The organism is Pelagimonas sp. (genome assembly GCF_058892305.1).
In genome coordinates this window covers 26,519-48,157 of the sequence record NZ_JBZXVN010000017.1, presented here as the reverse complement: position 1 = coordinate 48,157, position 21,639 = coordinate 26,519, and the positions used below count along the sequence as shown (strand labels likewise).

Below are 21,639 nucleotides of genomic sequence, written 5' to 3'. Positions count from 1 at the left end.
TCTTGCAAATCCGAGAGTTTCCAGCGCAAAAATGGACCTTTTCGAAACCGTGTCTTATCCGCGCCAGCTTTCGGGGCTTATCATCACGATAATTGCCAGCAATTCCAACCGCCCCAGAACCATGGTTGCACATAAAATCAGCTTTGCTGACGGGGCCAGGCCGATGAGGTCAATATCTTGGGCCGGGGCAACAGAAATCAGCGGGCCAGTGTTGGACAAACAGGCCACCGTCAACGTGATCGCCGCCTCAAAATCAATGCCATACAACCCAAGGATCATCGTCAAAGCCGCCAAAGACACCGCAAAGAGCATGAAAAACACCCAAGCGATAAAGGCCCCTTCGCGACGAATGCGCCGCATCACCGGGCCGGACCTTCCGACCGACGAGGGGTGGATCAACTTTTCGATCTCGCGTGCGCCGTTGACATAAAGCGCAAACACCCGGAGCAGTTTGACGCCCCCCGCCGTGGTGGCCACGCCGCCGCCTAAAATCGCCAGCGCTATCAGGATGATACCCGGCGTTGCTAATCCAGACCAGCCCTGCGCCGACGCCCATTCCGCGCTGACAAAACCGGTGGTGGTCAGGAACGACAACCCGGTAAACAAGCCCCCCCACAAGGCTCGGAACCCGGCGGCAAGGTTTTGTTCATCACCAACCTCAAAGGCCGCAACCCAATGGCGCAAGAATAACAGCATTGGCACAATCAGAATGATCGCAATCCCCATCCGGAACTCAGGATCATAAAGTAAACCCGTGCGCGTACTTTGCCCGGTGTCGGTTGAAAAAGTCAGACGCGACAAGGCAAAGAACAAAAAGCAAAACACGATCATTTCACCGGGCAACCCGCTTGGGCTAGAGGCCACTCCGCCAACCGGCGAAATGCCCGAGGTCGACATCACCGACATGGCATGGCTCAGCGCGACAAGGGGTGAATCCCCCGATACCAGCAACATCACACAGAGCGCGGCGGTCAATCCGACATAGACCGGAAACAGCTCTTGGGTGCTGCGCAGCAGGCGCGCGGCAGGGTCGCTTTGCCCATCCCGTGCTGCGCCGTGGGTCATCGCCTGCCCCGGTGCGCCCGCGGCGGTGACTTCGAACCCGCCAAGCGCCAAAGGGGCCAAAATCGCCGAAGCCGCCACCCACATCAACAAGCCTCCCATCCACCCGACCTGAGCGCGCCACAGGTGTTCGGGACCAGACAATCGGTCCGGCTCAAACAATGTCGCGCCAGTGGTGGTCATCGCCGACACCATTTCGAAATAGGCGCTGGAAAAGGACGTGTTGCGCACGGCTTCGTGGAAAGGCACCGCCAAAATGATCGGCAAAAGCGCAAACCCTGCCAAAAGCGCCACCAACTGCCGCAACGCGCTGGTGTTATGTGACCGGGTCGCCAAAGCAATGCCAAGGAAACTGGTTAAAATCAGGCCGATCACCCCGGCATAAAAGAACGACCGCGCATCGTGAAACTCTTCGATCACCAAGGCATAGGAGGCAGGCACAAAGGTCGACACGGACGCAATGGCCAGCATCAGAAGGAAAAACGGCAGGTTCTTGATCGTATTCATGGCGCGCAGAGGCCTTTCGGCTCAGAAGAAATCGATCGAAACTTGCAACAGACGCTCAACTTCGGCCACGTCTTTGCTTAGGACAAACAAAACGATATGATCGCCCTCTTCGATCGGCAATCCGCCGGTGATCCGCACCACATTGTCGCCCTTGCGCACGGCACCGATCAGCACGCCCTCAGGGAAATCAATGTCGCGCACCTTGCTGCCGGCGATGGGCGATGTCGAAAGGACTTCGGCCTCAATCACTTCGGCCTCAGCATCGCCAATCGAATAGACCGATTTCACTCGACCATGGCGAATATGGCGCAGGATCGAACTTACCGTGGTCGCGCGCGGGTTGATATAGGCATCAATCCCAAGCGGTTCCATCAGGGGCACCAAGGTTGGATCGTTGATCAAGGCAATCACCATAGGACAGCCCGCCGCCTTGGCCCGAACCGCCGCCAGCATGTTCACCTTGTCATCATCCGTCACACAAAGCGCCGCATCGGCACGATCAACCCCGGCCTCGCGCAAAAGCGCCGCATCCATCCCATCGCCGTGCAAAACGATGGTCCGCTCAAGTGCTTCGGCAGCTTGTTCGGCGCACTTGCGGTTGCGTTCGATCATCTTGGCCCGCACCCGGCTTGGCCCGGATTCAAGATGTTGCGCCACCGACAGGCCGACGTTGCCACCGCCGACAATCACGACACGTTCCTGTTTGCGGGTGCTTTTGCCAAAGATTTCAAGCGTTCGCGCCTGGTCCTCGGCATGCACCATCACATAGCAACTATCGCCTACAAAGAGCTGATCACGCGGTTCGGGGGCAAAAAGGCTGCCCTCGCGGCGCACCCCAACCACAACCGACCGCAGGGTGGAAAAGAGATCGCTCAACTGCCGCAAGGGCGTGTTGACCACCGGACATTCTTCGTCAATCGACAGGCCAAGCAACTGCGCATTGCCATCCAGAAAGGTTTCCGTGTCAAAGGCCGCTGGGGCCGACAACCGCTGCATCGCGGCGGCGGCGACTTCGCGTTCCGGGCTGATCACCACATCAATCGGAAGGTGGTCGCGGCGATAAAGGTCGGAATAAATAGCCGTCAAATAGCTTTGCGCCCTCAATCGGGCGATCTTGCGTGGCACTTCAAACACCGAATGGGCCACCTGACAGGTCACCATGTTGACCTCATCGGAATGGGTGGCGGCAATGACCATGTCCGCATCACGCGCGCCCGCCCGATCCAACACATCCGGATATGACGCAAAACCGGCAATGCCCTGTACGTCCAAAGTATCCGTGGCGCGGCGCACCAACTCGGGGTTGCTATCCACAACCGTCACATCGTTGCGCTCACCTGACAAATGTCTGGCGATCTGCCAACCCACCTGACCCGCACCACAAATGATGACCTTCATGCCCATCCCTCAAACGATTTCGTCCCTTGGCATGACACGCCCCCGCGCGCCCGTCAATCATTCCACCGTTTGCAAAGGGCCAACTCCTGCGCGACAGGCACCCTAGCCTATCATCCGCTCTTCGTTTTGCATAAATCGTCACCTTGCCACGCACCAAAACAAAGCGCGCGGAAGCGCATAATAAAACAGCGGTTCGTGCCCAAAAAAGTTAGCTGTCCGTGTTGTTGCGCGCGTCGCGACGTTTGCGTTTGTAGGCAAAAACCTCGGACCGTTCGACCCAACGATACTTTGGGTCTTGTGTCACCTTGGTGAAAAACAGCTGCCCCTGCCCCAATCGCCATGGGTCAAGCACAACACCATCGGCCATGCCGTCGCCCTTGGCCGACACAATAAGCGTTGAATGCTCAACAAGGATGTTGTCGTGATTGGCGATCGCGCGGTGCCAATCAAGGGTTTGAACCCCTTCGCGGGCCATTCGCACTTGCAGATCATCGGCCCAATCCTTGCACAAGCCGCGCGGTTTCATGCCTTGGTTCACCTTGATATTGTGAATATAGGGCGCGTCTTCAACGCCCCATTCCTTGGCCCATACCAGCGGATCTTCAACCGCGATCCGCGCCACAAGGGCGGCCTCGGCCGGGTCTACATCGGGACCAAGCGCCGCGATCAACGCCGTCAATTCGTCGATCTTGGCCTCTTCGGCATCGACCTGAGCAAAAGCCATGGTTTGGGGAACGGTGTCTACCCGCTCCGGCGCAACACATCCCGCCGCCCCCACAACCATCAAAGCCGCGAAAACTCCGCGCATCACATACTCTCCCGTGGCTCAAGGCACCCTATTTAGGAGGCCTCTTGCACTTCATCCTCAAGCCGCGCAACCCGCGCGCCCGATTTCTGCGAGGTCACAACTCCAAGCGATTTTAGCTTGCGGTGCAAGGCTGAGCGCTCCATGCCAACAAAGGACGCGGTCCGGGAAATATTCCCGCCAAACCGGTTGATCTGGGTGAGCAAATATTCGCGTTCAAACGCCTCGCGTGCTTCACGTAGTGGCAATGTCGCCAAGGTTCCCGACAAAACAACTCGCCCGTCATCGCTTTCGGTCGGGCCGCTGTCTTGGGGCAACTCACGGGCCTCAATCGGGCCAGTGCCATCGCCTAAAATCAACACCCGCTCGATCAGGTTCTTAAGCTGTCGCACATTGCCGGGCCAGGTCATGGTCTGCATCAAGGCGACCGCATCATCCGACATCTCGCGAAGCGGCAGGCCCTGCGCTTTGTTGCACAGTTCCACAAAGAATTGCGCCAAAACTGGAATGTCCTCGCGGCGTTCGGCCAAAGAGGGCACTTGGATCGGCACCACGTTCAGGCGATGATAGAGTTCCTCGCGAAATTGCCCGGCGGCTATTTCCTCCTGCAAGTTCCGGTTTGTCGAACTGATAACCCGCAGATCAACCTTAACCTTGTCCGAGCCCCCTACACGGGTGAATTGCTGATCGACCAGCACACGCAAAATCTTGGATTGAGTCCCAACCGGCATGTCCGCGACTTCGTCGAAATAGATCACCCCGCCATGGGCTTGTTCCAACAACCCCGGCTCAACACCGCGCTGCCCGCCTTCGCGACCAAACAGCATGGCCTCCATCATTTCAGGCTCCATCCCGGCACAGTTGACCGTGACAAAGGGGGCACTGGCGCGATTGGAATTGGCATGAACATAGCGCGCCGCCACTTCTTTGCCCGACCCGGCCGGGCCGCTTAGCATGACGCGACCGTTTGATTTCGTCACCTTGTCAAGCTGGCTGAGCAGGGTTCGGAACGATGCACTGTCCCCGATCATCTCGGCGGGCTTGCTATCGCCTTGCTTGAGCTTGCTATTTTCACGACGCAAAAGCGAGGTTTCCATCGCTCGGCGGATCACCACCAAAAGCTGATCAATATTAAAGGGCTTTTCGATGAAATCATACGCGCCCTGTTTGATAGCAGCGACGGCGATCTCGATATTGCCATGCCCGGAAATGATCACCACAGGCACGTCTGGGTAATCTCGTTTGACGCATTTTAGGATGTCGATCCCATCCATCTTGCTGTCTTTCAGCCAGATATCAAGGATCAACAAGGCCGGCGGTTGCTCTGCGACCTGTGCCATGGCCTCCTGGCTGTTGCCGGCCAATCGCGTGGTATAGCCTTCATCCTCGAGGATATCCCCGATCAGCTCCCGAATATCACGTTCGTCATCGACGATCAGAATATCGCTCATGTCATGTCCCTCAACAAACCCATGGTCAAACTCCCTCCAATAACCGAGCCCGACCCCCATCCTCTTGCGCGTCGCTCAACGGCAATTGGATAACGGCCATAGCCCCTACATTGGCACCTTCCTCAAAGGCAGGTGCAGTTTCGAGCGCCAGCGTTCCGCCATGCTCTTCGATAATCTTTTTCACGATTGGCAAGCCAAGGCCGGTGCCCTCATCGCGCGTGGTGACATAGGGCTCAAACAGCCGTGCCCGATCTTCGGGAAGGCCGACCCCATTGTCCATGATCCGAATTTCAACCCGCGCATTGTCAACAATATCAGCCGCCACGCGAATTTCAGGTCGATGCCCTTCGGGGGCCCCCTCCCGGTGCAGGCTTTCGATCGCTTCACCGGCGTTTTTAATCAGATTGGTCAACGCCTGCCCGATCATTGTCGCATCAAGGTCGCCGGGCATTGGCTTGCGCGCGATGTCGGAAACAAATTTCACATCCGGCTGGCCGTTTTCCTGCAAAAGCACGGCGCCGCGCAGTAAATCACCAATATCTTCGTGTTTCCGTTCCGGTTCCGGCATCCGGGCGAATTTTGAGAATTCATCGACAATGCGGCGCAAATCGCCGGTCTGACGGATAATCACACTGGTCATATCTTCGAGTTGATCGGCGCTTGTCTCGTCCAAATGACGGGCAAATTTGCGGCGAATACGCTCCGCCGAAAGCTGGATCGGAGTCAAAGGGTTCTTGATTTCATGGGCAATACGGCGGGCCACATCGCCCCAAGCCGCGGTTCGCTGAGCGCTTACCAAATCGGTGACATCATCAAAGGCCACAACATAGCCTTCAAGGCTACCGTTGGCGCGACGGCGACGCGAAAACCGCGCCAAAAGATGCTCCATTCGCCCTTCCCGGCTGACCTTGACCTCGTCTTGCACCATCTCACGGCCTTCGTCCCGGATACGGTCAAACAAGGCCCCGAATTCCGGAACCGCCACGGCGATTGGGTCGGCGCGATGGGTTTCATGCCAGCCCAAAAGCCGTTCCGCCGAGCGGTTCACAAAAGTCACCTTACCCTCGGCATCAAGACCAACAACACCAGAGGTGACCGAAGACAAAACAGAATCAAACAGCCGCTGGCGGCGTTCAATCTGGCGGGTGTTTTCAAGAAGCTCTTCCCGCTGGCCCTTAAGCTGACGGGTCATTTGGTTGAAATACCGCCCCAGCATCGAAATCTCATCATCGCCGTCTTCCTCGATGACCTGGACATCCAAATCGCCGCCACCAACACGTTGCGCCGCGCCGGTCAATCGCCCCACCGGGCGGCTTAGACGTTCGGCGAACCAAAGGCCCGCCCATGTCGCCGCAAGGATCAACAAAACCGCAAACCCTAGATAAAGCAGCGCAAAATCAAACAACCGGCGGCCGCGTTCGCTTTCTTGTTGTTGGTAAAACTGCGCAGTTTCCTGAGTTTCATCCAAGAGCTTCAACAGCTCGCCGTCAATCTCGCGGCTCACATAGAGATAGCCATCCGGAAAGGTGCGCAACTCGATCAAAGCACGCATCTCGTTGTTTTCCCAATCGGCAATCACGCTGACGCCGTCGGCCCCAAGGTTATCAAAGGCCCATTGCGGAGGCTGTTCGTAGTCAAAAAGGTAGCTACGCTCACCTCTGACCTGAATTTCACCAATGCTATTAATGACATAGGCTTCGCGCAATCCGCGCTGGATTTGCCCTTGCCCTTGACTTAAATCCTGCCGCAGCTCGCCGTAGTCGGCGATAAAGCGCCCGCGCTGTTTCGCGTCCAGAAATCCGCCAAGCGCCCAGACATCCTGAACCAATCCTTGCCGCTGTTCCTCTTCATAGGCCTCCGCCGCCGAAAGCGATGCCCCGACCACATTTTGCACTCGATTGGAAAACCATGTTTCGAGGCCGATATTGATGGTCAAAACCGCAAACACCGCCACGGTCACCGTGGGCAAAAGCGCCATAAGCGCAAAGGCCGCCGTCAAACGCAGGTGTAGACGCGATCCGGCGGATTTCGCCCTCCGCGCGGCGATCATCCGCGCCACGCGCCCCAACACCATCGACGCCAGAAACATCACATAGATGAGGTCTGCTAAGATGACCAAACGCAGGCTGATATCCGACGCACTATGATCCAGCGGCCCCAAAACCAAGAAGGTCACAAAGGCCAATATTGGCCCCAACGCAACCACCGTCAGGGCAAGCGCGTTTTGCACACGGCGTGTGCGCCGCAGTCGGCTAAACCGACTCCAAGTCCAAGAGCGTGCCCGTGTGGCCACAGCCATACCTCTTACTGATGTGCCGACCTAGGGTTCCCCAAGCCAGCGACCGCCATATTTTGTGGTCTTTCCAACACAGCTAGGCATTGGCGCCACAGTTATGTGGCTCTTTTACATCAATTTACGGCGACGTGTCACGCGAATATCGAGTTCGGTGATTTTCTTTCTGAGGGTATTCCGGTTGATTCCCAATAAATCAGCACATTTGGCCTGATTTCCGCCTGTCGCCTCTAGCGCGATTTCGATCAAAGGGGCTTCAACCTCTCGAAGAATGCGGCCGTAAAGACCGGGCGGCGGCAACATCGCACCGTGCAAATCAAAATAACGGCGTAGGTGACGCGCAACACTTTCACCAAGCTTATCCCCGTCTCCGCCGCGCAGTACAGGTCCGGTGTCAGGTTGGTTGCCAAGCACGGCCTCAACCTCGGACCGGCTAATCTCTTCGTTGCGGCTGGTGAGGCTGAGACGGCGCACCGCGTTTTCCAATTGGCGCACATTGCCGGGCCAGGAATAAATGCGAAAAAGCTCCATCGCGCTTTCGGACAAAACCCGATGCGGCGCGCCGTCACGTTCACAGCGGGTTAAAAAATGCTGCGCCAACAAGGGGATATCCTCAACCCGCTCACGCAACCCCGGCACTTCGATCGCCGCGCCATCAAGACGATAAAACAAGTCTTTGCGCACCTTGCCGTCTTCGATAAGCGCTGTTGGATCGTATTGAGACGACGCAATAAAACGCGGAACATGATCGCCCGGCACATCCATCATCCGAACAATGCGGCCCTGCACCTCGTCATCAATATCGGCGATTTCATCAATCAAAAGCGTACCGCCACGCACCCGCGCCAAGACCCGCGCCGGACCATCGAGATCGGTCAGATCAGCCCCGGTCACCGTCACAAACGGCAGGCTTCGCCGATCTGAAAAGTCGTGCAAAGCTTTGGCAATAAGGGATTTCCCCGTCCCACTTTCACCGGTCACCAAAACCGGTAGATCCGTGTTCATCACCCGAGCGACCAAACGATAAAGCGCCTGCATCACCGGTGTTTTACCAACAAGCGGCAGCTCTTCGGGCGCATCGGCCTGTGGCACCGGCTCGTCGCGTCGCGACGTGCGATTGCGACTATCCAAAGCCTTTGACGTGCGTTTCATCAGGTCCGGCAGGTCAAACGGCTTGGGCAAATAGTCATAGGCCTCGGCCTCGGCCGCCTGAATGGCTGTCATAATGGTGTTTTGCGCGGAAATCACAATAACCGGCAGTCCGGGGCGGTCTTCGGCGATTTTAGGAAGCATTTCCAAACCATTGCCGTCTGGCATAACCACGTCGGAAATCACCACATCGCCTTTGCCCTCACCGACCCATCGCATCAGCGTGGTCAAGCTAGATGTGGCATGCACCTTGCAGCCGGCCCGTGTTAGCGCCTGGGTCAAAACGGTGCGGATTGTGCGGTCATCATCCGCAACAAGGACGGTTCCATCCATCACTTACTCTCCTGTGCTGTGCCTGCCGGTTTCGTCACCGCGCGAGGCAGAGATATGCGAAAAACGGTGCGACCGGGGACGCTATCCACCGAAATCCAACCGTCATGATCTGAAATAATTTTGCTCACCAAGGCCAAGCCCAGCCCAGTGCCATTTTCTTTGCCCGACACGAACGGATCAAAAACATCGCCCGCTATTTCGGGCGGCAGACCTTTGCCGTCGTCGATGACTTCGATCTGCAAAGGCAACACTTGCGTTGCACCATCGGCCCCTCGTGTGCGGAAGCTGTGATCGTAATAGGTGTGCAAACGAATGTTTCCGCCTTTTGAATCAGCGGCTTCCGAGGCATTCTTTAACAAGTTCAAAACGACCTGCAAAAGCTGATCCGGATCGCCAAGCGCCATGGGCAAGGAGGGGTCGTAGTCTTCGACGATGGTCATATGACCACCAAACCCCAACAACGCCGACCGGCGCGCCCGGTCCAAAACGTCGTGAATATTCACTTCGCGCCGCTCAGGAGCAGAGAGGTTTCCGAATTGCTCAACCTGCTCCAAAAGTTTGACGATACGGCGGGTTTCTTCGACGATTAAATCCGTGAATTCAAGGTCTTCCGGTGGAAGGCTCATGCTTAAAAGCTGGGCCGCGCCAGTGATCCCCGCAAGGGGGTTTTTGATCTCATGAGCCAGCATTTCGGCCATGCCAATCGCAGATTTCGCCGCCGATTTCACCGAATGGTTTTGGGTCATACGACCTGCCAACTCGCGCGGCGAGATGAGCATGATCATCCAGTTTGGCTGTCCCTGAAGCGGTGCAATCTGCAGATTACAGACAAGCGGCGCGCGGTTTCCCGTCCCGACATCGACGTCGTTCACAAACAACGCCGTTCCGTGATCTCGCGCGCGGATCAGGCTTTCTTCGAGTGGGGCATCCACATGTATTCTGTCCCAAATTGGGTGTCCTATCAAGGACTTGGCTGAGGAGTTCATAAACCCTTCGGCAGCGGGATTGACCCCACCGATGTTTTCATCCGGGTCAATCAAAAGGGCGGGTACCGGCAAGGAGGACCAGATCGGATCGGTTTGAACAGTCATGCCGCCACCGCCTGATCCATCGCCAGTGCGTCGCGCAAAAGAACCAGAACCTGCTTGGGGTCTTTTTCCGTCAAAACCCGCCCACGCAATGCGCGCGGCGTTGCAGCACGGTCCATATACCACCCCAAATGTTTGCGGGCGACGCGATTGCCAAGCGCCTCTCCGTAGAAACTCAACATTGCCTCATAATGACCTGATACCATGTTATAAAATTCAATTCCTTGCGGGATATTTGGCCACTGCGAGCCATAAAGAGCGGCCGAGATTTCGGCCAATTTCCAAGGTGCGCCCTGCGCCCCGCGCCCCACCATAACCCCATCGGCCCCTGACCCGCGCAACGCCGCCTTGGCCGAGCCCGCACCGACGATGTCACCATTGGCAATAAGAGGGATGTCGATGGCTTCGCGCACGGCGCGGATGGCCTGCCAATTGGCACGCCCCTTGTAGAACTGGCATCGGGTGCGACCATGGATGACAACCATTTGCACCCCGGCATTGGCCGCTCGTTTCGCGAGGTCCGGCGCATTGATTGACGCGCCATCCCAACCCAATCGGGTTTTTAGCGTCACCGGCAAATCTACCGCATCAACCACCGCCTCGATCAGACGTAGCGCATGATCGGGCACCTGCATCAAGGCCGAGCCAGACCAGCCGCCAGTGACCTTTTTCGCCGGACACCCCATATTGATGTCGATGACCCGCGCGCCCATGTCGGCGACCATTTTGGCGGCCTCGGCCATGGGGGCAGGCTCACGCCCAGCAATCTGAACGCTGGTGTTTTCGATCTGCGCGCCAAGCTCGGCTTTTTCGCGGGTACCGGGGCGGGCCGTTAGGAATTCGCCCGACGCGATCATTTCCGACACAACAAGGCCTGCGCCAAAGCTGGACACCAGATTCCGAAAGGGCAAATCGGTGATTCCCGCCAACGGAGCGAGCATCACAGGTGCCGATATTCTTTGTTTTCCGAGTGAAAAGCCCAAACGCTTAATCCTTGTGCAGTGCCTCTGAGGTAGCCGTTGTGCTGCTATTGTACAATATTTCAAGCGCATTTTGCAGGTGCAGCAAAGTCATTTGCCTATTTTTTAAGCAACCCCCTTGGCCAGATTGCCTAAATTGTCTCAACGCCCTACACCCAAGAGCAAAGAGGACAGGATATGACAACAGCCGCCATCATCGTTGCCGCAGGGCGTGGGACGCGCGCCGGTGGGCCGCTGCCAAAACAATGGCAGGAGGTGGCTGGAAAACCTGTTGCGCGCTGGACGCTTGAGGCCTTTGCCGCGCAGGTCGACACCCTTGTGATGGTTATCTCACCACGGGATCGGGCGCGGGCCGAGACCTTGATCGACGGTCTTGAGGTGCTTTTGGTCGATGGCGCAGATGAACGCGCCGGGTCCGTGCGCAATGGGCTCGAAGCGCTGGCGCATAGCGCTCCCGATCATGTTCTCATCCATGATGTCGCCCGCCCCTGCATCCCGTCCGAGGTGACGCAATCGGTTTTGCACGCCTTGACCCAAACCCCCGGAGCGGCCCCGGCCCTTGCGGTCACCGACGCCTTATGGACCGGCGAGAACGACAGGGTGAGCGGCACACAAGACCGGACCGGCCTATATCGCGCCCAAACCCCACAAGGGTTTCACTATGATGCCATCTTAAACGCCCATCGCGCCCATCCGGGCGGCGCAGCAGATGATGTTGAGGTCGCGCGTACCGCAGGGCTGGACGTTGCCATCGTTCCGGGCGATGAACGCAATCTCAAAATCACCACCCCCGCCGATTTCGCCCGCGCCGCGGGCATTTTGGCCAAACAGACGGAGAGCGCTTTGGATATTCGGTTGGGAAATGGCTATGACGTGCATGCCTTTGAGGACGGCGATCATGTCATTCTATGCGGCGTCAAAATCCCCCATCATCGGGCGCTTAAGGGTCATAGCGACGCCGATGTTGGCATGCATGCGGTGACCGATGCGATCTACGGGGCTTTGGCCGAAGGCGACATTGGCCGTCACTTCCCGCCGAGCGATCCGCAATGGAAAGGCGCGGCCAGCGAAATCTTCCTCAAACACGCCTGTGATCTGGCGCGCTCTAAGGGGTTTGAGATCGGCAATGTCGATTGCACGCTGATTTGCGAACGCCCCAAGGTTGGCCCGCATGCCGCCGCCATGATGGCAGAGATGGGGCGTATCATGGGTTTGGCCCCGGATCGCGTGTCGATCAAGGCAACAACGTCTGAACGGCTCGGCTTTACCGGGCGCGAAGAAGGGATAGCGGCGATTGCGACCGCGACATTGGTGAAATCATGAAAGCTATTGCCTCCCTTTTCTATGTCGGCTTCCTAAAACCCGCGCCGGGTACGTGGGGGTCTTTGGCCGCCCTACCCCTCGCCTATCTTGTGCATCAAATCGGTGGTTTCACCTTGCTGGTTGCCTTGACCACCATCGCCTTTGGGCTTGGCTGGTGGGCCACGGCACAGGTTACCGCCAATGCTGTCACCGAAAAAGATCACGACCCGAGCTGGGTGGTGATTGATGAGCTGGTCGGGCAATGGATCGCGCTTTTCCCGGTGAGTTTTGGCGCAGGGATGATGGGGATCGAGATTTGGCGGTTGTGGCCCGGTTGGATCGCTGGCTTTGTGCTCTTTCGCTTGTTCGACATCACCAAACCGTGGCTGGTCGGCAAAGCCGATCGCATGGGGACGCCGCTTGGCGTAATGTTGGATGATGTGATCGCAGGTGTCTTTGCCGCCATTTGCGCCATAGCTTTGGCATCGCTTTATCATGGGTGGTTGATGTGACCGCGGTCTTAGCCACCAAAATCCTTGAGTTGGCCAAGGCGCAGGGCAAAACAATAACCTGCGCCGAAAGCTGTACCGGGGGCAAGGTGGCCGCCGCCTTGACCGACATCGCGGGTAGCTCGGCAATTTTCGAGCGCGGCTTTGTCACCTACTCCAACACGGCCAAAAACGAGATGCTCGGCGTCTCTGCCGCAACTTTGGAAACTTACGGAGCCGTATCCGAACAGGTCGCCCAAGAAATGGCACTTGGCGCGCTAAAGGCCGCCAAGGCGGATATTGCCGTCGCGATTAGCGGTATTGCGGGCCCCGGCGGATCGGACTCCAAACCCGAAGGTCGGGTCTGTTATGGGCTTGCCACCGGACGGAAGTTGATGGCGCAGACAATCGAACATGGCACCCTTGGGCGCGACAACGTGCGTGATGCGGCCACACAACACGCCCTGACTCTGATCCTTGATGCGCTATCGAAGTGATCAAGATGACCGAAAACGCGGCTATAAACTAAGCGCTTTCAAAAATTAAAAATCGCCTCAATAATCGCCAAAACTGCAATTTTACGCACAATTTTTAAGCATTTCACAAACCGCCCGCTATTTGCGCGCCCTCAAACGGCCTTGCTTCTTTTTTCCGCGCCCGAATCCCGCTTGAAGCCCTGTCAAACGGGACAATTGAAGGGAAAGACCAATGAACGGAGCGGATACCGCCTGGATCATCGTCGCCACAGCGCTGGTGTTGTTCATGACACTGCCAGGATTGGCATTGTTTTACGGCGGGCTTGTACGGGCGCGCAACGTGCTCAGCGTATTCATGCATTGCTACGCCATCGCCTGCTTGATGAGTGTTCTCTGGCTGGCCGTTGGCTATTCCATCGCCTTTGGCGGCGGCGGCACCGGGTTTTGGGGTGGTCTCGACAAGGCCTTCTTGAACGGTGTCACGGTTGATAGCCTCGCGGGCACCCTGCCCGAAGTGCTGTTCTTTGCCTTTCAGATGACCTTTGCGATCATCACACCGGCGCTGATTGTTGGTGCCTATGTGGAACGCGTCGGATTTGGCTTTGTCATGCTGTTCTCAGGCCTATGGATGCTGCTGTGCTATGCGCCGGTGGTTCACTGGATCTGGGGCGGCGGGATGCTGGCTGATGGTGGCATCTTTGGTGAAACCGGGGTCAAAGACTTTGCCGGTGGCATCGTGGTTCACGAAACCGCTGGTCTGGCTGCGATCCTGATCGCCGTCTTCCTTGGCCCTCGTAAGAACCAAACCACACCTCCGCACAACCCCGGTTTTGTGATGATCGGTGCTGCGATGCTTTGGGTTGGCTGGTTTGGCTTTAACGGTGGCTCGCAATTGGCGGCCGATGGCGGTGCAGCCATGGCGCTCACCGTGACCCATATTTCCGCTGCGACCGCATCGCTGTCATGGGCGGTTTGGGAAAAGATCAAGTTCGGCAAAGCCTCCTTGGTTGGCATCGTGACCGGCACCATCGCGGGTCTCGCCTCGATCACGCCGGCGTCTGGCTTTGTTGGTCCAATCGAAGCGCTGATCATCGGGGCCGTCGCGGGTATCTTGTGCCAAGAGGCAGTGGTTTTGGTCCGCAACAAGCTGAAAATCGACGACACATTGGATGTCTTCGCGGTTCACGGTGTTGGCGGTATCTTTGGCACCATCATGATCGCTGTCTTTGGCGCGGGCACATGGGCCGCACAATTGGGTGGTCTGGCTGTGGTTGGTGTCTTTACCGTGGTTGTCACCACCGTGCTGATCTTTGTGGTCAAAGCAATCACACCACTGCGCGTTGATGCGGAAACCGAAACCAACGGGCTTGACCTGATGGTACACGGCGAACGCGCCTATGATCACAACAGCTGATCCAATGCTAAATTAGTACCAAAACGGGCCCGGTTTCGGGCCCGTTTTCTATCCGACCCTCTGGCGCGCGTCGTTTCCAATATGGAAACATGAAATGCATCGTTTCCCAATTCGAAACAAAAGCTCGACCAAGATCGCCGCCCCTTCAACGGTGCCCCGCCTTTGACAGACGCCAAGACACATCCACCACCTAACGAAAAACGGGCACACACAAGGTGTACCCGCATTCATGAAAAGACCGGACTTTTAATGATATATGGCCCGTCACTCACACCGCGCCACGTATCGTCCTTGCCAAAGGTATACCCAATTATTGGTAGGTATTTCAACCGCCTTGGCGGCTAGTTTTCCGACATCAATGCCGCAATCGCAAACATGTCACTTTGGCCGACTGCCTGCCACAGATGATCAGTCCCGGTTAATACACTGGCTTTGTTGCGGATTTTTCGGGTCTTTGCGGACAACTCCAACGGAGTGTTTAAGTCAAACCGTGCGGAAAACTTTTGCTTTGACTGGATGGAAACATGCGCCTCTGTTTCGGACAAGGCGGGATCAGAAGTGACAACAACCTTGTCACGCAACGCACCAACATCCCGACGAGCAATTAAATCATCGCGATAGGTGTCCAAGGCGGCGGTGTCATGCCCCAACAAAGACAGGGCAACAACGGTGCGATAGCTGAACTTGGCCCCGAGACCGGTTTGCGGGCTAAGGTGATTGCAGACCGTCATCCAACGCGGATGGGTTGTAATATCAATATGTTGAATGTTCTGCACATCCAGGGGCTTCAAGGTCTCTAACGCCTCAAGCGTCGCGTGCAATCCGTGACAACAGGCATGGAACTTGTGGCTGATCCCTTCCATCAACCATCCCTGTACATCGGCCTCTTGCCCATCCGCATGATGCGTCGGCAAAAACCCGTTTTGACCGGTCAAAGCGTCGGGGTTGGCCTCAAAACCACGGGCGATCAACAGGGCTGCTTCGACCCCATTGGATGCGGCAATCCCAGCGTTATAAGGTTTGCCCATGGTGCCAAATTGCGACTTTAACCCCGAGGCGCGCGTGCTGACCAAACCAAGCGCTTGCGTCATTTGAAACTCATTCAGGCCAAGCAATTGGCACGCAGCAACCGTCGCCCCAAAGGCCCCCGCCGTACCGGTTTGATGAAACCCGACTTGATAGTGGCCACGTCCCATCAGAACCCCAAATCGAATCGAGGCTTCGCAACCGGCCAAACAGGCGCGCAGAAACGCATCAAAGCCCGCCCCCTGCGCTTGCGCAATGGCCAATGCCGCCGGAATCACCGCCACAGAAGGGTGGCCGATATGGGCAAAATGGGTATCGTCATAGTCAAGCGCATGGCTGGTTGCGCCATTGACCAAAGCCGCCGTGCGACATGGAACGTGTCCGCCGCCAAATAGTGTGGCTTGCGCGGTGCCGCCTTCTTCGAGGGCCAAGGACCGGGTGATTTGAGCAACCGGTTCCGACACGCCAGCGATGCCGCAGGCCAACCAATCCACCAAGGACAAGCGCATAATTTCAAGCGCTGCCTCACTTGGGTCCGTCAAGGCCGGGCGCAGCCAGCTATCAACCATAAAGCTCCTTTGCACGCTCTTCAAAGGCGCGCACCACACGTTGCATCGCCTCATAAAAGAACAGGCCAGCGGCCTTTTGCAAGATTACATTCTTGAATTCAAAATCCACGTCGAAAGAGACATCACATCCTCCATCCTCGGCATCGGCAAAGCGCCAATTGGAAACCAGATATTTGAACGGCCCGTCCAAATACTCGGTTTCAATCCGCTTTTCACCTTCGAACAAGCGCACCCGCGATCCAAAGCGTTCCCGAAAGACTTTGAAGCTGATCACCAAATCGGCCAGCATCTCGGTATGATCCGCGTGCTGATCCGTTGACCTAATCCGCGCCGCAGCTGTCCAAGGTAGGAACTTGGGGTAATTGGCGACATCCCCCACCAACGCATACATTTGATCCGCGGTATAAGGCAGGCGTTTTGTCTCGGAATGGGATGGCATCTTGCTCTCGGTTAGGTGTTTGGGGTACGGCAGGTTGGGCCGCATGACGTGCGGCAGATGTCGTATGCCACGCGTGAAAATACAAGGGTCCAGCCATGACACAGCGTCCTTATGTCGTAGACGAAATGATCTCGGCCAAGGCCATTGCCGCCCGGATCGAAGAGCTGAGCCGCGAAATTCATCGCGATTTCTCCCAAACCGACAAGCTTTATGTTGTTGGCCTATTGCGTGGGTCCTTTGTGTTTATCGCCGATCTGGTGCGAGAATTGGATTTGCCCGTCGAGGTCGATTTCCTTGAGGCGTCATCCTACGGAAATGACATGGAAAGCAGCCGAGAAGTGCGCATTCTCAAAGACTTGCGCGGCCCAATTGAAGGGCGCGATGTGCTTTTGGTCGAAGACATTGTCGATACCGGCCACACGTTAAACCATGTGATCCACCTGCTCGAAAGCCGCGCGCCGGCCCGCTTGCGCACCATTGCCTTGCTCGACAAACCCACCCGGCGCGAAGTTGATGTGCGCGCCGATTGGATTGGCTTTGAGATTCCGGATGAATTTGTTGTTGGCTATGGCATCGACTACGCACAGCGCAACCGCAACCTGCCCTTTATTGGCAAGGTTCGTTTCGACGATTGACCTGAGGGCGCGCGGGGCGGCGGGTTATTCCGGCTGATACGCCGCCAATTCCGCAAACACCCCACCATATCGACCAAGCATGGCGCGATCTGGCTTGTAAAACATCCAGTTTCCAAACTTCTGCCCGCTCACCAGCCCCGCAGCCGCCAGCTTTTTCATATGTGAGCTGATGGTCGGTTGGCTCAGGCCGGTTTTTTCGGTGATCGCCCCGACACAGACCCCATCCCGCACCAAATCCCCGTCGATTTGCGGCGGGAAATGCGAGCGCGGGTCGAGTATCCACAGCATGATTTGCAACCGCACCGGGCTCGACAGCGCCGCAAAGACCTTGGCGCTTGACTCTGTATCCATATCGTCAAATATCAATATAGATGATTCCCTATATAGGCTGATTTCGATATGACCATACCTGAACCTCCCCTGTCTCGCCAAGCCTCGGCATATGCGCTTGGGTCACAATATGGCCGTGCCTATCTTGAGACTCTGTCGGACCGATCGGTTTTGGCCGAAAAATCCGACCTCGACATGCTCGACCTTGCCTTGCCTGACCAAGGGGTGTCGGCCGAAACCATTCTTGAACTTATGCATCGGGTCGGTTCCCCGGGAACCATGGCAAGCGCGGCGGGGCGTTATTTTGGCTATGTGATCGGCGGGAGCCTCCCTGCCGCATCCGGGGCGCGTGCCTTATTAAGCGCTTGGGATCAAACCGCCAATTCCGACACAGGTCCGTCTGTGATCAAACTGGAAGAGATCGCCATTCGCTGGGCCATTGACCTTCTCGACCTGCCGACCGAAAGCACCGGAGCCTTTACGACCGGGGCCACGATGGCCAACATGACCCTCTTGATGACCGCCCGCGATCGACAATTGGACCGGCTTGGCCATCCGCGCGGCAAGGGATTGATTGGGGCCCCTGCCCTTCGGGTAATTGCCAGCGCCGAAATTCACGCCACCGTTCTAAAATCCCTGCGCATGATTGGCCTTGGCAGCGACGCTATCGAATTTGTTCCCGTTGATGATCAAGGTCGGATGCGCGCCGATCAAATGCCAGACCTTGACCCAAGCTGTCTTGTGCTTGCGCAGGCGGGCAATGTTTGCACCGGCTCCTATGACCCGTTTGACGCCTTGGCAGATCAATGTCAGGCGGCCGGTGCGTGGTTGCATGTGGATGGGGCCTTTGGGCTTTGGGCACGGGCATCTTCGCAACTCGCCCCTGCTTTGGCGGGATTGGAACGCGCCGATAGCTGGGTTGTCGATGCCCATAAAACCTTGAATGCGCCGTATGATTCGGGGCTGGCGCTTTGTCGTCACCCCGATGAATTGCGCGCTTCGATGGCGATTGGGGCCGGGTATTTGCCAAAGACCGATCCAACCCCGTCTGACCTCGCCCCCGAGTTTAGCCGGGCCGCCCGTGGCGCGGAAACATGGGCCGCTTTGTTGTCGCTTGGAAGACAGGGGTTGGATGAGATGGTCACGCGGTTTCATCATCAAGCCGTCTCGCTTGTCCCGCGCTTAGAGGCGCTAGGGTTTGACGTGCCACATCAGGTCCATTTCAATCAGGTCTTTGTCACCCGCCCCGGCGAGGATGCGCTTTGCGCCAACGTGGTCAAACACGTCCAGCGATCTGGCGAGGCTTGGTTTGGTGCCGCAACTTGGCAAGGCCAGAACGGCTTTCGCATCAGCCTCTCGAATTGGGCGACCCAAGACCAAGATTTGGATCGCTTGATGGGCGCACTCGAGACCGCCCTAGGTGATCTTGCTTAACCGGTCAAAGCCCATCCGCAAACAGGCGGGCTGTTTCCTTTTCCGTATCGGAAAGATCGGCGGATGTTCCCGCACAAATCGGATCAGCCTGTTCCGGATCATGGCCTAATTCCAAAGCCTTAAGGCAATATCCATAGGCCTTGACCGGATCGCGCCAAACACCGTAAAACCGCGTATCAACAGAGAATTGCGCCAACCACAGGGCCGCTTTGGAATTGCCGCGATCAACCCCATAGAGGTAAAGCGTATAGGCGCGCAGTGGATCAGCATCGAGGCCTTCGCTCCCCTCGTAAAGATACGCCAAATCGGGAATCGACCGCGTGTCGCCCGCTGCAACCGCTTGGTCTAGATAATCCCGAACAAGCGTAATGTCGCGCTCGACACCTTCGCCATGGAAATAGGCATATCCAACCGCGCGCAGCCCAACATAAGACCCCATATCGGCCGCCTGTTTGTAGTGCATAAAGGCCTTGAGCAAATCCTTATCGGTGCCCTTGCCTTGATGGAACATGTCGCCAATCAGATTGGGCGCATGGATGTAGCCCATAGAGGTGGCTTTTTCCGCCAAAGCGCGGGATAAATCGTAGTCAGCGGTAAAACCTTCGTGATCCGTTTGCCAAAACAAGGCGAGGTTATAGACCGCCTTATCAAATCCTTGCGCCGCAGATTGTTCATACCAAGCCAGCCCAGACTCAGGGTTATACTCCAACCCTTTCGAGCCATCCGGCGTGGTCAATGCCGCGCCTAACATGTTCTGGGCAACGGGGTCGCCGCCCTGCGCCTCGGCCTCAATAACGGACCATATGTCACTGTAATCGCCGGATAAATACCGGTCGCGCGCCTGTGACAGCTCCGATGACATCTCCGCAAATGCCAACCCCGGCCAAACCATCATCACCAAGCCTAAAAGCCGCATGTCATATCCAATCCAGTATCACTTTGAAAACATAGCCAAAGGCACCCACAAATTAATCTCTGGGTCAAGTGTGGGGATTCAGAATAGGATTGTCACATACGCCGTGCATATTATGGTGGGAAGTATTGAAACCAGGGAGATACCAATGAAAAAGTCTTTCGCCACCGCAGCCATTTTGGCCACGCTCGCAACGACTGCCCTCGCCGAAGTGCCTCAGGCCGTCAAAGCCCGTCAGGGTCAGTTTAACCTGATGGCGCTAAACCTCGGCATTCTGGGTGGCATGGCCAAAGGTCAAGTCGACTACACCGCCGAAGCCGCACAGGCCGCTGCCGACAACCTTGTCGCCGTGTCGATGATCCATCAGCCCGCCTTGTGGCCAGAAGGCACCGATTCCATGTCAATCGACGGCACCCGCGCCCAACCCAACATGTGGGAAAACATTGATGATGTGATGGCCAAATGGGGTGCCTTTGGTGAAGCCGCCAAAGCCATGCAAGCCGCCGCTGGTCAGGGCAAAGATCAGATCGGCCCCAATATGGGTGCGCTCGGAGCCTCTTGCAAAGGCTGCCATGACACCTATCGCGCGCCGAAGTAAATGCGCCGCGTATTGAAATTGTTGGTTGCGGCGGCCGTTCTCGGCGTCGCAATCGGCCTCTGGCTCACCGCCCCGGATCGGGTCGCGCCTGACCGCTTTGCCAATCTGACGGGCGATGCCGGCAAGGGTGAGCATGTCTTTACCGCATCTGGGTGCGCGTCGTGCCACCATGTGCCCAAAGCAGAGGATAAATTGATTTTAGCCGGTGGCATGGCTTTCCCATCGGAATTTGGCACTTTTTACGCTCCAAATATCTCCCCCGACCCTGAGCAGGGCATCGGAAACTGGGAGCTAGTGGATTTGGCGAATGCGGTAACGCGCGGCGTGTCGCCCGCCGGACAACATTATTACCCGGCTTTTCCCTACAACGCCTACAACAAAATGACGGATCAGGACATTGCCGATCTCTTTGCCTATCTGCAAACCCTACCCGCCGATGCGACACCCTCCAAACCACATGACGTTGGATTTCCGTTTAACATCCGCCGCTCTCTTGGCGGCTGGAAACTGCTGTTCTTTAACGACGACTATGTGATGGATGTGCCCGCCGATCTGGAACGCGGACGTTACTTGGCCGAGGCTCAGGCCCATTGCGCCGAATGCCACACACCGCGCAACGTGCTTGGCGGATTAGATACGTCTCGCTGGATGGCTGGGGCTCCGAACCCATCGGGCAAAGGCACGATCCCTGCCCTGACCCCCGACAAACTAACCTGGTCCGCCGAAGACGTGGCCTACTATCTCGAATCCGGCTTCACTCCGGATTACGATAGCGTCGGTGGCCATATGGCAGAAGTGGTTGATAACTTTGCCACCCTTAGCGCCGAAGACCGCAACGCGGTCGCCGCCTATGTCAAAGCGCTCCCGGCACCGGGAACCGCACCGCAAAGCGATTACTAATTTTGCTTCGGAGCCATCCCTCACCTTTGCCCTAAAAGGCCGGGGATGG

At 56.9% G+C, this 21,639-nt stretch carries 20 protein-coding genes; 8 read left to right on the top strand and 12 right to left on the bottom strand.

The window, feature by feature from the left end:
- Nucleotides 1-54: 54 nt before the first annotated feature.
- The 8 genes from AC5EFR_RS06760 to dusB form a co-directional block, all read right to left on the bottom strand.
- Nucleotides 55-1,569 (bottom strand): TrkH family potassium uptake protein, encoded by a 1,515-nt coding sequence (locus AC5EFR_RS06760; RefSeq protein WP_493575112.1) that lies wholly within the window; start codon nt 1,567-1,569, stop codon nt 55-57.
- Nucleotides 1,570-1,590: 21 nt separating this feature from the next.
- On the bottom strand, nt 1,591-2,967 hold the full coding sequence (trkA, locus tag AC5EFR_RS06755; protein WP_493575111.1) for a Trk system potassium transporter TrkA: 1,377 nt from the start codon (nt 2,965-2,967) through the stop codon (nt 1,591-1,593).
- A 208-nt stretch (nt 2,968-3,175) separates the two neighbouring features.
- On the bottom strand, nt 3,176-3,775 hold the full coding sequence (locus AC5EFR_RS06750) for a hypothetical protein (RefSeq protein ID WP_493575110.1): 600 nt from the start codon (nt 3,773-3,775) through the stop codon (nt 3,176-3,178).
- Nucleotides 3,776-3,807: 32 nt separating this feature from the next.
- Nucleotides 3,808-5,223: a nitrogen assimilation response regulator NtrX gene (gene ntrX / locus AC5EFR_RS06745; protein ID WP_493575109.1), complete on the bottom strand. Its 1,416-nt coding sequence runs from the start codon at nt 5,221-5,223 to the stop codon at nt 3,808-3,810.
- A 25-nt stretch (nt 5,224-5,248) separates the two neighbouring features.
- Nucleotides 5,249-7,522, bottom strand: a complete 2,274-nt coding sequence (locus AC5EFR_RS06740; RefSeq protein ID WP_493575108.1) for a sensor histidine kinase NtrY-like — start codon at nt 7,520-7,522, stop codon at nt 5,249-5,251.
- A 105-nt stretch (nt 7,523-7,627) separates the two neighbouring features.
- Nucleotides 7,628-8,998: a response regulator gene (locus tag AC5EFR_RS06735; RefSeq protein WP_493575107.1), complete on the bottom strand. Its 1,371-nt coding sequence runs from the start codon at nt 8,996-8,998 to the stop codon at nt 7,628-7,630.
- Nucleotides 8,998-10,089, bottom strand: coding sequence for a two-component system sensor histidine kinase NtrB (locus tag AC5EFR_RS06730; RefSeq protein WP_493575106.1), 1,092 nt, complete (start codon nt 10,087-10,089; stop codon nt 8,998-9,000). Before AC5EFR_RS06730 ends, AC5EFR_RS06735 begins: the two co-directional genes overlap by 1 nt.
- Entirely contained in the window at nt 10,086-11,027 is a 942-nt protein-coding gene (dusB, locus tag AC5EFR_RS06725; RefSeq protein ID WP_493575105.1) for a tRNA dihydrouridine synthase DusB, read from the bottom strand. The genes AC5EFR_RS06730 and dusB overlap by 4 nt, the downstream gene beginning before the upstream one ends.
- A gap of 216 nt (nt 11,028-11,243) precedes the next feature.
- Between dusB and AC5EFR_RS06720 the strand changes: the two genes are divergently transcribed.
- The 4 genes from AC5EFR_RS06720 (at nt 11,244) to AC5EFR_RS06705 (ending at nt 14,746) form a co-directional block, all read left to right on the top strand.
- On the top strand, nt 11,244-12,389 hold the full coding sequence (locus tag AC5EFR_RS06720; RefSeq protein WP_493575104.1) for a bifunctional 2-C-methyl-D-erythritol 4-phosphate cytidylyltransferase/2-C-methyl-D-erythritol 2,4-cyclodiphosphate synthase: 1,146 nt from the start codon (nt 11,244-11,246) through the stop codon (nt 12,387-12,389).
- Nucleotides 12,386-12,880, top strand: a complete 495-nt coding sequence (locus tag AC5EFR_RS06715; RefSeq protein ID WP_299924656.1) for a phosphatidylglycerophosphatase A family protein — start codon at nt 12,386-12,388, stop codon at nt 12,878-12,880. The genes AC5EFR_RS06720 and AC5EFR_RS06715 overlap by 4 nt, the downstream gene beginning before the upstream one ends.
- On the top strand, nt 12,877-13,353 hold the full coding sequence (locus tag AC5EFR_RS06710) for a CinA family protein (protein WP_493575289.1): 477 nt from the start codon (nt 12,877-12,879) through the stop codon (nt 13,351-13,353). The genes AC5EFR_RS06715 and AC5EFR_RS06710 overlap by 4 nt, the downstream gene beginning before the upstream one ends.
- 211 nt (nt 13,354-13,564) lie before the next feature.
- Entirely contained in the window at nt 13,565-14,746 is a 1,182-nt protein-coding gene (locus AC5EFR_RS06705; RefSeq protein ID WP_493575103.1) for an ammonium transporter, read from the top strand.
- Nucleotides 14,747-15,087: 341 nt separating this feature from the next.
- Here AC5EFR_RS06705 and AC5EFR_RS06700 read toward each other — a convergent pair whose 3' ends face one another.
- Together AC5EFR_RS06700 and AC5EFR_RS06695 are read right to left on the bottom strand one after the other, a co-directional pair.
- Nucleotides 15,088-16,341 carry an MmgE/PrpD family protein gene (locus AC5EFR_RS06700; RefSeq protein ID WP_493575102.1) on the bottom strand — a complete coding sequence of 418 codons (1,254 nt, stop codon included), beginning with the start codon at nt 16,339-16,341 and terminating at the stop codon, nt 15,088-15,090.
- Nucleotides 16,334-16,780, bottom strand: a complete 447-nt coding sequence (locus AC5EFR_RS06695) for a type II toxin-antitoxin system RatA family toxin (protein ID WP_493575288.1) — start codon at nt 16,778-16,780, stop codon at nt 16,334-16,336. The genes AC5EFR_RS06700 and AC5EFR_RS06695 overlap by 8 nt, the downstream gene beginning before the upstream one ends.
- Before the next feature lie 95 nt (nt 16,781-16,875).
- Here AC5EFR_RS06695 and hpt point away from each other — a divergent pair, with 95 nt between their 5' ends.
- Complete coding sequence (gene hpt / locus AC5EFR_RS06690) at nt 16,876-17,415, top strand: hypoxanthine phosphoribosyltransferase (RefSeq protein WP_493575101.1); 540 nt, start codon at nt 16,876-16,878, stop codon at nt 17,413-17,415.
- A gap of 24 nt (nt 17,416-17,439) precedes the next feature.
- On the opposite strand, the gene AC5EFR_RS06685 is transcribed toward hpt, so the two are convergent.
- Nucleotides 17,440-17,766, bottom strand: coding sequence for an ArsR/SmtB family transcription factor (locus AC5EFR_RS06685; RefSeq protein ID WP_493575100.1), 327 nt, complete (start codon nt 17,764-17,766; stop codon nt 17,440-17,442).
- Between the two features lie 48 nt (nt 17,767-17,814).
- Here AC5EFR_RS06685 and AC5EFR_RS06680 point away from each other — a divergent pair, with 48 nt between their 5' ends.
- Entirely contained in the window at nt 17,815-19,179 is a 1,365-nt protein-coding gene (locus AC5EFR_RS06680; protein WP_493575099.1) for a pyridoxal phosphate-dependent decarboxylase family protein, read from the top strand.
- A 4-nt stretch (nt 19,180-19,183) separates the two neighbouring features.
- Here AC5EFR_RS06680 and AC5EFR_RS06675 read toward each other — a convergent pair whose 3' ends face one another.
- Nucleotides 19,184-20,095, bottom strand: a complete 912-nt coding sequence (locus AC5EFR_RS06675; protein ID WP_493575098.1) for a tetratricopeptide repeat protein — start codon at nt 20,093-20,095, stop codon at nt 19,184-19,186.
- Between the two features lie 145 nt (nt 20,096-20,240).
- Here AC5EFR_RS06675 and AC5EFR_RS06670 point away from each other — a divergent pair, with 145 nt between their 5' ends.
- Both AC5EFR_RS06670 and AC5EFR_RS06665 read left to right on the top strand, forming a co-directional pair.
- Nucleotides 20,241-20,690, top strand: a complete 450-nt coding sequence (locus tag AC5EFR_RS06670) for a c-type cytochrome (RefSeq protein ID WP_493575097.1) — start codon at nt 20,241-20,243, stop codon at nt 20,688-20,690.
- Nucleotides 20,691-21,590 carry a c-type cytochrome gene (locus tag AC5EFR_RS06665; RefSeq protein WP_493575096.1) on the top strand — a complete coding sequence of 300 codons (900 nt, stop codon included), beginning with the start codon at nt 20,691-20,693 and terminating at the stop codon, nt 21,588-21,590.
- Nucleotides 21,591-21,639 lie beyond the last annotated feature (49 nt).